This is a genomic window from Mordavella massiliensis, assembly GCF_016902415.1.
Taxonomy (GTDB): domain Bacteria; phylum Bacillota; class Clostridia; order Lachnospirales; family Lachnospiraceae; genus Merdimonas; species Merdimonas faecigallinarum.
Genome location: NZ_JACJLV010000030.1, coordinates 1 through 12,167 on the forward strand (window position 1 = coordinate 1; position 12,167 = coordinate 12,167).

Sequence of the window (12,167 nt, forward strand, 5' to 3'; positions counted from 1 at the left end):
GAAGAATACTGTACGGTCGCCTTTATGGAAGGGGCCAGATATCAGACCCTTCAGGGCGTGGCAAGGATCGGGAAAGGCTGTGAAAAAATATCTGGCGATACCTTTCTGATGACAGAACTGCCGGGCGGGAAACAGGGCATCGCTCTTTCGGACGGGATGGGATCGGGGGAGGACGCCTTCCGGGAGAGCTCCATGGTGGTGGAAATGCTGGAAGAACTGCTGGGGGCAGGCTTCCCGGTAAAAACAGCGGTGCAGATGATGAATACGGCGCTGGTGATCGGCAGAGAGGAGGTCCGGTTCTGTACGGTAGACGTCAGCCTGTTTGATCTCTATGAAGGAACCTGCGAGTTTGTAAAAGCCGGCGCTGCGGCGACTTTTCTAAAGCACCGGGATCAGGTGGAGATCATCCGGTCTGCCACGCTGCCCATCGGCGTGTTGCAGGATATTGAGATTGATACACAGACGCGGGAACTTCAGTCCGGGGACTACGTGGTGATGGTGACGGACGGAGTAATGGACGCCCTGCCGGCGGGAGAGCAGGAAACGCTGATGCAGACATTTATCCGGGATACCGAGATTGTCAATCCCAAAGAGCTGGCCCATCACATTCTGGGACGGGTGCTGGAGTGGTCGGGAGAGGTTCCTCTGGACGATATGACTGTGCTGGCGGCAGGCGTGTGGAAGAAATAGAAACCTTGCATTTTCCGGGGAATTTTTATATAGTAAAAACAGGCAAAATGCAGAGAAACCGACAGAAGAACAGAAGGTACCGGATCGATGTATCAGAAAATGAAGGCATATATACAGGAGTATCATATGCTGCAGGAACAGGATAAGGTGATAGCAGGCGTATCAGGAGGCCCGGACTCCATATGCCTTCTTTTCATGCTGCTTAGGCTGAAGAAGGAAATGAAGATCGAGGTCCGGGCGGTGCATGTCCATCACGGGATCCGGGAAGGCGGCGCAGACGCGGACGAGGCATATGTGCGGGAAATCTGCCGGAAATGGGATGTGGATCTGGCGGTATTTCATGAAGATGTGCCGGAATATGCCCGCCGCCATAAGCTGACCCTGGAAGAAGCGGGAAGAGACGTCCGCAGACAATGCCTGGAAAAGGCCGGCGACGCCTGGGGCGGGGCAAAGATTGCCCTGGCGCATCATCAGGATGACAATGTGGAGACTCTGCTTCTTAATCTTAGCAGAGGGTGCGGCCTGAAGGGACTTGGCGGGATCCCGCCGGCAGAAGGCCGGTACATTCGTCCGCTTTTGCCGTTTCGTAAGCAGGAGATTGAATTATATCTGAAAAAAAGGGAAATCTCTTATTGTACAGATGAGACCAATCAGGAGGAACATTATACGCGCAACCGGATCCGCGCCCGGGTGCTTCCTTATCTGGAGAAAGAGGTAAATGACCAGGCGGTCCGCCATATGGCACAGACGATCGGCGAGATGCGAAGTCTTGCCGCGTATGTGGGACAGGAGACGGAACGCTTTTTCCATCTCTGCGTCCGCAAGGAAGCTGGCGGGGGGCTTGTGATCCGGGAAGAGGACTACCGGAAGGTGCCGGAGGCGCTTCGCTCTTACGTGCTCCATGAGGCGCTCTGCCGGGCAGCAGGGAAACGAAAGGATATCGAAGCCGTCCATGTCGCTTCGCTTCAGGAACTGATGGGAAAGCAGACGGGAAAAAAAGCCCACCTTCCTTATCGGCTGGAAGGGGTCCGCTGTTATGAGGGGATCCGCATCCGGAAAAGGGAAGAGGAGGAAACGCATTCCTACAGGGAAATCCCCCCGGTTTCACTCAGAGTGTTCGACAGAACGGATCCGGATATAAGATTTCCGGATACCCCCTACACGAAGTGGTTTGATTATGATATAATTAAGAGTACTGTTAAAATCCGGCATCGGGAAGCAGGAGATTACCTGACTATTAACCGGAGCGGGAATACACAGAAGCTGAAGCAGTATTTTATCAATGAAAAAATCCCGCGGGAAGAGCGGGACCGGATATGGCTGGCTGCAGACGGACAAGAGATCCTGTGGATCGTGGGACTGCGCCAGAATCAGAAATACCAGATCACGGACAGGACGAAACGGATCCTGGAAATAGAATTTTACGGAGGAAAAGAAGATGACGGAAAAGATCAATGTAATGATCCCGGAAGAGGAAGTGACACAGAGAATTGAAGAGATCGGGAAAAAGATCAGTGAAGATTATGCCGGAAAGCAGGTGCACATGATCTGCGTCCTGAAGGGCGGCGTATTTTTTATGTGTGAACTGGCAAAGAGGATCAGCGTGCCGGTTTCCATGGATTTTATGAGTGTAAGCAGTTACGGGGACGGAACCTCTTCCAGCGGAGTGGTAAAGATCGCAAAGGATCTGGACGAATCGCTGGAAGGAAAAGACGTTCTCGTGGTAGAAGATATCATCGACTCGGGAAGGACGCTTTATTATCTGCTGGAGATCCTGAAGAAGAGACATCCGGCAAGTATGAAGCTGTGTACGCTTCTGGATAAGCCGGACCGGAGAGTGCGGGACGTAAAAGTGGATTATGTGGGATTTGAGATCCCGGATGAGTTCGTGGTAGGTTACGGACTGGATTATGCCCAGAAATACAGAAATCTGCCTTATATCGGAATGGTGGAGTTTGAGAAATAGAAAGGGGACTGCAAAGCATTGAATAATAAAAGGACAAGAGGATTTGGCAGTGTGACGCTGCTGGTCATCGCCATTGCCATGATGGCGGTGCTCTGGTATACCAGCCGCTTCGAGGGACGGGACCGGGATCTGACCTGGGATCAGTTCCAGGAACTCATCACAGACGAGGCTGTGGCGGATGTGACGGTGCGCCAGAATAAGGACGTTCCCACCGGAAGAGTGGAGATTGAACTGAAACAGGAAGACGCGGACGGCGACCTGATCAAATACTATTATGTATCGGATGTCAATGAGATCCAGGATTATTTAAAAGAGCAGGCGATTGATTATGAAATGCTGGATGTGCCCCAGGATAACTGGCTGGCAACCACGATCCTGCCCACTTTGCTGGTGCTGGCCGGCGTATTTTTGATCTTTGCGCTGATGAACCGGCAGGGCGGCGCAAATGCCGGCACAAAAGCCATGAGTTTTGGCAAGAGCCGCGCCCGGATGAGCACGGACAGCGACCGGAAGATCACGTTTGCAGAGGTGGCCGGTCTTCAGGAAGAAAAAGAAGAGCTGGAAGAAATCGTGGATTTCTTGAAAGCGCCGAAAAAATACATTCAGGTGGGCGCCCGTATTCCCAAAGGCGTGCTGCTGGTAGGACCTCCGGGAACCGGAAAGACCCTGCTTGCAAAAGCGGTGGCCGGAGAGGCGGGAGTACCGTTTTTCACCATTTCCGGTTCGGATTTTGTGGAAATGTTTGTGGGCGTGGGAGCTTCCCGTGTGCGGGATCTGTTTGACGAGGCCAAACGGCATGCGCCCTGCATCATTTTTATTGATGAGATTGATGCTGTCGCAAGACGGCGCGGCACCGGCATGGGCGGCGGCCATGATGAAAGAGAGCAGACCCTGAACCAGCTGCTGGTAGAGATGGACGGTTTTGGCGTCAATGAAGGAATCATCGTGATGGCGGCAACCAACCGGGTAGATATCCTGGATCCGGCGATCCTGCGTCCGGGACGGTTTGACCGGAAGGTGATCGTAGGACGTCCGGATGTGAAGGGGCGTGAAGAGATCCTTCGCGTACATGCGAAAGGCAAACCGTTAAGCGAAGAGGTGGATTTAAAGCAGATTGCCCAGACTACGGCAGGGTTTACCGGCGCGGATCTGGAAAATCTTTTGAATGAAGCGGCCATTCTGGCGGCAAAGGAAGACCGGGTGTTCTTAAAACAGGAGGATATCCGGAAAGCGTTTGTAAAAGTCGGGATCGGAGCGGAGAAAAAGAGCCGCGTGATCTCAGAAAAGGAAAAGAAGATTACCGCCTTCCATGAAGCCGGGCATGCGATCCTTTTCCATGTTCTGCCGGATGTGGGACCGGTGTACAGCGTTTCGATCATTCCCACCGGAGGAGCCGGCGGGTATACGATGCCTCTGCCGGAAAGAGACGATATGTTTAATACCAAAGGCAAGATGCTGCAGGATATTACGGTGGCTCTGGGCGGCCGTGTGGCGGAAGAAGAGGTGCTGGATGATATCACGACCGGAGCGTCCCAGGATATCAAGCAGGCCACAAGCCTGGCAAAATCCATGGTAACCAAATTCGGAATGTCCGAGGCAGTCGGGCTGATCAACTACGATGATGACAGCGACGAGGTATTTATCGGCCGGGATCTTGCCCATGCATCCAGAAGATACGGAGAAAATGTGGCAACAACCATTGATCAGGAAGTGAAGCGGATCATTGACGAGTGCTATGAGAGGGCAAAGAGCATTATCCGGGAATATGACGGAGTTCTCCACGCCTGCGCTGATCTTCTGCTGGAAAAAGAAAAGATTTCCAGAGAAGAGTTTGAGGCGTTATTTGAGGAAAAGCCTGCTGTGGAGGAAGGAACGGGCGTAAGTTAGAGAGAAGGAAAGCTATATGAATCAGGCAGCATTGTTTTGCGACGGTACGGAAAGTTATGTCATTCCGCCGGAGCCGGAGATGAACAGCAAAGTGACCATAAGATTCCGGACGGCTAAAAATGACCGTGTAAAAGTTTTTTTACTGTCAAAAGGCGAAGGCCAGGAAATAGAAGACAGCCAGGAAATGGAAAAAGAATGTACGGAGCGGGAGTTTGATTATTACTCCATCCGGCGCGAACTTGATGAGGAGCCGTTCCGGTATTTCTTTATGATACAGGACGAAGAGGACGGAAGCGTATGCTATTATAATCGCTGCGGAGTTTCCGGGGAGATCGAGGAGTATTATGACTTTGAGATCGTTCCGGGATTCTCTACGCCGGACTGGGCCAAGGGCGCGGTCATGTATCAGATCTATACGGACCGATTTTACAACGGCGACCCGTCCAATGATGTGGAGACCAGAGAATATTATTATATCGGCGGCTACAGCAGCCGGGTGACAGACTGGTCGAAATATCCGGAAAAGATGGGGGTGCGGGAGTTTTACGGCGGAGATCTTCAGGGCGTGATCGACAAGCTGGATTATCTGCAGGACCTGGGCGTTCAGGTGCTGTATTTCAATCCGCTGTTTGTCTCTCCGTCCAATCATAAATACGATATTCAGGATTATGATTACATTGATCCGCATCTGGGCGTGATCGTGGAAGACGGAGGAGAAGTCCTGCCGGAAGGCGTCACGGACAACAGCCAGGCAAGCCGGTATCAGAAGCGGGTGACCAGCCTGAAAAATCTGGAAGCCAGCAATCAGCTCTTCATCCGGCTGGTGGAGGAACTTCACAAAAGAGGGATGAAGATCATCCTGGACGGAGTCTTTAATCATTGCGGTTCCTTCAATAAATGGATGGACCGGGAGCGGATTTATGAAGGACAGGAAGATTATGAGCCGGGAGCTTACATTTCCAAAGAAAGCCCTTACCGCAGTTATTTCCGGTTCTTTAAAGAAGGGGATGCGGACTGGCCCTACAATGGGAATTATGACGGCTGGTGGGGACATGATACCCTGCCGAAGCTGAATTATGAAGAGTCCGCGAAACTGGAAAATTATATTTTATCCATAGGGAAAAAATGGGTCTCTCCGCCTTATAATGTGGACGGCTGGAGACTGGACGTAGCGGCCGATCTGGGCCGGAGCAGTGAGTATAACCACCAGTTCTGGAAAGAATTCCGCACGGTGGTAAAAAAAGCGAATCCCGACGCCCTGATCCTGGCAGAGCATTATGGCGATCCAAGCCCGTGGCTGCGGGGCGACGAGTGGGATTCGGTCATGAATTACGATGCATTTATGGAGCCAGTGACCTGGTTTTTGACCGGCATGGAGAAGCACAGCGACGAAGTCCGGGGAGAACTGTTCGGGAACGCGGACAATTTTGTCAGCTCCATGTCCCATCATATGTCCAATATGCTGACCCCGTCTTTGCAGGTGGCCATGAACGAACTTTCCAATCACGACCATTCCAGATTCCTGACCCGCACGAACCACATTGTGGGCAGAGTCGATACGCTGGGGCCGAAGGCTGCAGAAGAATATGTCAACAAAGCGGTTATGCGGGAAGCGGTAATTATGCAGATGACCTGGGTGGGCGCGCCCACCATTTACTATGGCGATGAAGCCGGGGTCTGCGGATTTACAGATCCGGACAACCGGCGGACCTATCCCTGGGGAAAAGAAGACAAAGAACTGATCGCGTTCCATAAAGAAATGGTGCGGATACACAAAGAATACCGCTCCCTTCAGACAGGTTCCTTACGGATCCTGTCCTGGGACGAAAATATCCTGTCTTACGGAAGATTTCGAAAAGGAGAGCAGATCATCGTCATCATCAACAACCGGGACGAACTGACAGAAGTAACCGTTCCGGCCTGGCCGGCGGAAGTGCCCATGAAAGGGCGGATGGAACGGCTGATGTACTCCTATCAGGAAGGCTATACAACAGCTTATGAAGAGTATCTGATCCACGACGGAGAAGTGGTGGTTAATATGGGGGCGCATTCGGCGCTGGTGCTGATTGCGGTCCGCGAAGACTAATTTGGGACGTAGACCTTTTGCAAAGGTCTACGTCCCAAATTGCAATTTGCCCTGTACCTAAATGGATTTTACCCTGTACCCGATCACTTTGTCAGGACTTCGATCCCGTCATCTGTGACCAGTACCATGTACTCGATCTGCGCGGAAAGTCCGCCGTCTTCGGTGTATACGGTCCAGCCGTTGTCTTCGTCTATGAAGAAATCCGGCCCGCCTTCGTTGATCATGGGTTCGATGGTGAACATCATGCCCGGCACCAGCACCATCTCTGTTCCCTTGGGGGTTACGTAGCTGACAAACGGGTCTTCGTGAAATTCCAGCCCGATGCCGTGCCCGCCGATGTCTTCTACTACGGAATAGCCGTTTGCACGGGCGTGGGAATTGATCGCCCAGGCGATATCGCCAAGATGGCCCCACGGCCTGGCGGCTTTCAGCCCCCGCTCCACGCATTCGGCGGTAACCTGCACCAGTTTTCGCGCCCGCTCGGAAACGTCTCCGATCAGGAACATGCGGGAGGCGTCGGAATAGTAGCCGTTCAGGATTGTAGAAACATCTACGTTTACAATGTCGCCGTCCTGCAGGATTTCATTTTCATCCGGGATGCCGTGGCAGATCACATCGTTGATGGAAGTGCATACGCTTTTGGGGAATCCTTCGTAGTTTAACGGAGCGGGAATCCCGCCGTGGCTGGTTGTGAAGTCATATACCAGCCGGTCGATCTCGGCGGTGCTCATGCCGGCCCGGATGTGGGCGGCTACGTGATCCAGCACCGCGGTGTTCAGCCGGGCGCTTTTTTTGATTTCCCGGATCTGCTCCCTGGTTTTCAGAAGAGAGCGGTCCGGCACGATCTGGCCTCTGGCGGCCAGCGACCATAATTTTATATCCAGATTATCCACTTGACTACCTGCTTTCTATGATTTTATGGTATCCGTTATATTTATACCCATTCAAGTATACCATATCTGTCAACCGGGGAATTTCTCGTTGTGCCAGCCTGAAAAATAAGGTATACTTTTATTATGCTTATCTATAAACTGATTGTTCATAAGAAAGGAGCGGACATATGTTAAGAATCGGAATGCTTACCAGCGGAGGAGACTGCCAGGCTTTGAACGCGGCAATGCGCGGAGTGGTAAAGGGCATCTGTTCCAAGCGGGACGACGTTGAGATTTATGGATTTCAGGAAGGATATAAAGGACTGATCTATTCGAATTTTAAAATGCTTACTTCCCGGGACTTTTCCGGGATCCTGACACTGGGCGGGACCATCCTTGGCACATCCAGGCAGCCGTTTAAGTTAATGCGCGTGCCGGATGAGAACGGGCTTGATAAGGTGGAAGCCATGAAGCATACCTACCATAAGCTGAATCTGGACTGCCTGGTGATCCTGGGCGGAAACGGGACTCATAAAACAGCAAATATGCTGCGGGAAGAGGGACTGAATATCATCACCCTTCCCAAGACTATTGACAATGACCTGTGGGGAACCGACATGACCTTTGGCTTTCAGAGCGCTGTGGACATTGCCACAGACACGATCGACAAGATCCACACCACAGCCACCTCCCACAGCCGGGTATTTATTATCGAGGTAATGGGACATAAAGTCGGCTGGGTTACCCTGCATGCAGGCATCGCCGGCGGCGCGGACATCATCCTGCTGCCTGAGATCCCCTATGACACGGACGTGGTGGTAGACGCGATCAACAAGAGGAAAGCGGCAGGCAAACGGTTTACGATCATCGCTGTGGCAGAGGGAGCCATCTCCAAGAAGGATTCCAAGCTTTCGAAAAAAGAACTGAAGGAAAAGCAGGAAAAGAAAAAATATCCTTCGGTTGCCTATGAAGTGGCGGAGCGGATCCAGAAGCGCACCGAACAGGAGGTGCGGATCACCGTGCCCGGACATATGCAAAGAGGAGGATCCCCGTGTCCGTATGACAGGGTGCTTTCCACAAGACTGGGCGCAGCCGCGGCAGAAGCGATCCTGGACGGAGACTTCGGCAAGATGATGGGAGTGAAGAACGGAGATATCGTCAGAGTTCCGCTTGCAGAGGTTGCAGGGAAACTGAAATATGTGGATCCGGATTCTGACATCATCAAAGAAGCAAGGATGACAGGAATCAGTTTCGGGGATAAATAATACGACAAAAGAAACAAAAACATGAACAGACAGGAAGTGTAAAACATGTCATATATGGCATTGTACCGGAAGTTTCGTCCCGGTGAATTTGAAGATGTGAAGGGGCAGGACGCCATTGTCAAGACCCTGAAAAATCAAATCTCTGCCGGGAGGATTGGGCATGCGTATCTGTTCTGCGGAACCAGGGGAACCGGGAAGACGACAGTGGCCAAGATCTTTGCAAAGGCAGTCAACTGCGAGCATCCGACAGACGGCAGCCCCTGCGGGGAATGCGCCATGTGCCGCGCGATCGCGGCGGGGAATTCCATGAACGTGATCGAGATCGACGCCGCTTCCAACAACGGCGTGGACAATATCCGGGAGATCCGCGAAGAAGTGGCCTACCGTCCGACAGAGGGGCGGTATAAAGTCTACATCATTGACGAGGTCCACATGCTTTCTATCGGAGCCTTCAACGCACTTTTAAAAACGCTGGAGGAGCCGCCGGAGTATGTGATCTTCATCCTGGCTACCACAGAAGCCAACAAGATCCCGGTGACCATCTTAAGCCGCTGTCAGAGATACGATTTTAAAAGGATCTCCATTGATACGATCGCGGCAAGGTTGCGGGAGCTGATCGACAAAGAAGGATGGGATGTGGAAGAAAAGGCGGTCCGCTATATCGCAAAGGCCGCGGACGGATCGATGCGTGACGGGTTAAGCCTATTGGATCAGTGCGCCGCCTTCTATATCGGAGAGCGGCTGACCTACGACCATGTGCTGGAAATCCTGGGCGCCGTGGATACGGATGTATTCAGCCGGCTTTTGCGGGAAATCCTGGCGATGGATGTATCGCAGGTGATCGAGACGGTGGACTGCCTGGTGATGGACGGACGGGAGCTGTCCCAGCTGGCGGCGGATTTTACCTGGTATCTCAGGAATCTTCTGCTGGTGAAATGTTCGGACAATATGGAAGATGTGCTGGATGTATCCAGTGAAAACCTTGCCCAGTTAAAAGAAGAGGCCGGCATGATCGAAAATGAAACGCTGATCCGGTACATCCGCGTTTTCTCGGACCTGACCAATCAACTCCGCTATTCGACGCAGAAGAGGGTGCTTCTGGAGGTGACGCTGATCCGGCTGTGCAGGCCGGCTATGGAGCAGACAGAAGACGCACTGCTGGACAGGATCCGGATGATGGAAAAGCAGATCGAAGAGATGGAAGAAGAGGTACGGTCTGCGCCGCGAAGGATGCAGGAGTATCCGGACGACCCGGACGGCCGCGAGTGGCCCTCTCGGGAAGAGCCGCGGGCCCCAAAGCCGCAGCTTCCCAAAGCGCTCAATGAAGACGTAAAGGCTGTGGCAAAAGATTTCCGGAGCATTTTAGGCGATGCTTCTCCGATGCTCCGAACATATCTGAAGAAGGCCCGGTTAAGCGCAGGAGAAGGAAATGTGCTGCTGATCGTGGCGCCGGATGAGATCAGCGCAGGGGCGCTGGGGACGGAGGAGCACAAAGAAGAGATCCGCAGACTGATCGAAGAAAAGATCGGCAAGCAGATAGAAGTAGAGGTCCGCTCACTAGAACGGGGCGGCCGCTTTGAGGACAGCTTCGTGGATCTTGAGAAGCTGATCCATATGGAAATCACAGTAGAAGATTAGGAGGATAGGAAACATGGCAAAAAGGGGAGGATTCCCGGGAGGCGGTATGCCGGGGAACATGGCAAACCTGATGAAGCAGGCGCAGAAGATGCAGCGCCAGATGGAAGAACAGGCAAAAGAAATGGAAACAAAAGAATTTACAGCTACCGCCGGAGGCGGGGCTGTAGAGGTGACAGTAACCGGAACAAAGAAGATCAGCAGTATCAAGCTGGATGAAGAAGTGGTGGATCCGGATGATGTGGAGATGCTGGAAGATCTTCTCGTAGCGGCAGTTAATGAGGCGCTGGAGAAGGTAGACGAGGCGTCTGCCTCCGCAATGTCTAAGTTTACAGGCGGAATGGGCGGCGGCATTCCCGGATTATTCTAAGAGGAGTTGGCAGGAATGGACTATTACAGCAGTCAGATCAGTAAATTAATCGAAGAACTGTCCTGCCTTCCGGGCATCGGTGCAAAGTCAGCGGCAAGGCTGGCTTTTCACTTGATCCATATGCCCGCCGAAGATGTAAAACGGCTGGCGGATACCATGGTTTCCGCCCGGGAAAATGTCAGATACTGCAAGGAGTGCTGCACTTTGACAGACCAGGAGCTTTGCCCCATCTGCAGCAGCAGTTCCAGAGACCACAAGACCATCATGGTGGTAGAAAATACCAGAGATCTTGCGGCATATGAAAAGACGGGAAAATATAACGGCGTCTATCATGTGCTCCACGGGGCCATTTCCCCCATGCTGGGCATAGGGCCGGAGGACATTAAACTCAAAGAACTGATCACCCGGCTGGAAGGGGATGTGGACGAAGTGATCATCGCCACCAATTCCAGTCTGGAAGGCGAGACCACAGCCATGTATATCAGTAAGCTGATCAAACCCACGGGCATCAAAGTCAGCCGCATCGCCAGCGGTGTTCCGGTGGGAGGCGACCTGGAATACATTGACGAAGTAACCCTTCTTAGAGCGCTGGAGGGAAGAACAGAGCTATAGGTGAAGGACAATAAAGAAATTAGAAAACAGCGGTATTGACCAGATAAATGGGATTGGGATATAATTCTAATATCTGGTAAACCGTTCAATTACAGGAGGAAAAGAACATGAAATTTTTTATTGACACAGCAAAAGTAGAAGACATCAAAAAAGCAAATGATATGGGCGTGATCTGCGGCGTGACCACCAATCCGTCTCTGATCGCAAAAGAAGGAAGAGTTTTTGAAGAAGTGATCGCAGAGATCGCGTCTATCGTAGACGGCCCCATCAGCGGCGAGGTAAAAGCTACCACCACAGACGCAGAAGGCATGATCGCGGAAGGCAGAGAGATCGCGAAGATCCACAAAAACATGGTGGTAAAGATCCCGATGACAGTAGAAGGTCTGAAAGCTGTGAAAGTGCTTTCCTCCGAAGGTATCAAGACAAATGTGACCCTGATCTTTACTGCAAACCAGGCGCTTCTTGCTGCAAGAGCAGGCGCAACTTACGTATCTCCGTTCCTGGGACGTCTGGACGACATTTCCGTAAGAGGAACCGACCTGATCGCAGAGATCTCCGAGATCTTCAAGATCGCAGGCATCCAGACTGAGATCATCGCGGCCAGCATCCGCCATCCGATGCATGTAACAGACTGCGCGCTGGCAGGAGCAGACATTGCGACCGTTCCTTACGCAGTGATTGAGAAAATGACACATCATCCTCTGACAGACGCGGGAATTGAAAAATTCCAGGCAGACTACAAAGCAGTATTCGGAGAGTAAGAATCAGCAGAAAAGCAGGAGGA

11 protein-coding genes are annotated in these 12,167 nt (G+C 52.2%); 10 read left to right on the forward strand and 1 reads right to left on the reverse strand.

What is annotated here, in order from left to right:
• The 5 genes from H6A13_RS09275 to H6A13_RS09295 all read left to right on the forward strand — a co-directional run.
• On the forward strand, positions 1-690 hold a 690-nt coding region (locus H6A13_RS09275), incomplete at its 5' end, for a SpoIIE family protein phosphatase (protein ID WP_204909309.1).
• 87 nt (positions 691-777) lie between these two features.
• Positions 778-2,184 carry a tRNA lysidine(34) synthetase TilS gene (gene tilS, locus H6A13_RS09280; protein WP_204909310.1) on the forward strand — a complete coding sequence of 469 codons (1,407 nt, stop codon included), beginning with the start codon at positions 778-780 and terminating at the stop codon, positions 2,182-2,184.
• On the forward strand, positions 2,129-2,656 hold the full coding sequence (gene hpt, locus H6A13_RS09285; RefSeq protein ID WP_204909311.1) for a hypoxanthine phosphoribosyltransferase: 528 nt from the start codon (positions 2,129-2,131) through the stop codon (positions 2,654-2,656). Before tilS ends, hpt begins: the two co-directional genes overlap by 56 nt.
• An 18-nt stretch (positions 2,657-2,674) precedes the next feature.
• Positions 2,675-4,543 (forward strand): ATP-dependent zinc metalloprotease FtsH, encoded by a 1,869-nt coding sequence (gene ftsH / locus H6A13_RS09290; RefSeq protein ID WP_204909312.1) that lies wholly within the window; start codon positions 2,675-2,677, stop codon positions 4,541-4,543.
• Positions 4,544-4,559: 16 nt separating this feature from the next.
• Positions 4,560-6,629 carry a glycoside hydrolase family 13 protein gene (locus tag H6A13_RS09295; RefSeq protein ID WP_204909313.1) on the forward strand — a complete coding sequence of 690 codons (2,070 nt, stop codon included), beginning with the start codon at positions 4,560-4,562 and terminating at the stop codon, positions 6,627-6,629.
• A gap of 83 nt (positions 6,630-6,712) precedes the next feature.
• Here the strand turns inward: H6A13_RS09295 and map are convergent, their stop codons facing one another.
• A complete protein-coding gene (gene map / locus H6A13_RS09300; RefSeq protein ID WP_204909314.1) occupies positions 6,713-7,522 on the reverse strand; it encodes a type I methionyl aminopeptidase in 810 nt (269 codons plus the stop codon).
• Positions 7,523-7,689: 167 nt separating this feature from the next.
• Here map and H6A13_RS09305 point away from each other — a divergent pair, with 167 nt between their 5' ends.
• The 5 genes from H6A13_RS09305 to fsa all read left to right on the forward strand — a co-directional run bounded on the left by H6A13_RS09305 (position 7,690) and on the right by fsa (position 12,144).
• Entirely contained in the window at positions 7,690-8,766 is a 1,077-nt protein-coding gene (locus tag H6A13_RS09305; protein WP_204909315.1) for a 6-phosphofructokinase, read from the forward strand.
• Positions 8,767-8,811: 45 nt separating this feature from the next.
• Entirely contained in the window at positions 8,812-10,404 is a 1,593-nt protein-coding gene (dnaX, locus tag H6A13_RS09310; protein WP_204909316.1) for a DNA polymerase III subunit gamma/tau, read from the forward strand.
• Between the two features lie 13 nt (positions 10,405-10,417).
• Positions 10,418-10,771 (forward strand): YbaB/EbfC family nucleoid-associated protein, encoded by a 354-nt coding sequence (locus H6A13_RS09315; protein ID WP_204909317.1) that lies wholly within the window; start codon positions 10,418-10,420, stop codon positions 10,769-10,771.
• A 15-nt stretch (positions 10,772-10,786) separates the two neighbouring features.
• Entirely contained in the window at positions 10,787-11,383 is a 597-nt protein-coding gene (gene recR / locus H6A13_RS09320; protein WP_204909318.1) for a recombination mediator RecR, read from the forward strand.
• Positions 11,384-11,490: 107 nt separating this feature from the next.
• Positions 11,491-12,144 carry a fructose-6-phosphate aldolase gene (fsa, locus tag H6A13_RS09325; protein WP_204909319.1) on the forward strand — a complete coding sequence of 218 codons (654 nt, stop codon included), beginning with the start codon at positions 11,491-11,493 and terminating at the stop codon, positions 12,142-12,144.
• The last annotated feature ends 23 nt before the right edge of the window (positions 12,145-12,167 follow it).

Bases quoted from the DNA above. Each gene is read 5' to 3' on its own strand.
- tilS (WP_204909310.1), top strand. From the start codon at position 778: ATGTATCAGAAAATGAAGGCATATATACAGGAGTATCATATGCTGCAG.
- hpt (WP_204909311.1), top strand. From the start codon at position 2,129: ATGACGGAAAAGATCAATGTAATGATCCCGGAAGAGGAAGTGACACAG.
- H6A13_RS09295 (WP_204909313.1), top strand. From the start codon at position 4,560: ATGAATCAGGCAGCATTGTTTTGCGACGGTACGGAAAGTTATGTCATT.
- H6A13_RS09305 (WP_204909315.1), top strand. From the start codon at position 7,690: ATGTTAAGAATCGGAATGCTTACCAGCGGAGGAGACTGCCAGGCTTTG.
- dnaX (WP_204909316.1), top strand. From the start codon at position 8,812: ATGTCATATATGGCATTGTACCGGAAGTTTCGTCCCGGTGAATTTGAA.
- H6A13_RS09315 (WP_204909317.1), top strand. From the start codon at position 10,418: ATGGCAAAAAGGGGAGGATTCCCGGGAGGCGGTATGCCGGGGAACATG.
- recR (WP_204909318.1), top strand. From the start codon at position 10,787: ATGGACTATTACAGCAGTCAGATCAGTAAATTAATCGAAGAACTGTCC.
- fsa (WP_204909319.1), top strand. From the start codon at position 11,491: ATGAAATTTTTTATTGACACAGCAAAAGTAGAAGACATCAAAAAAGCA.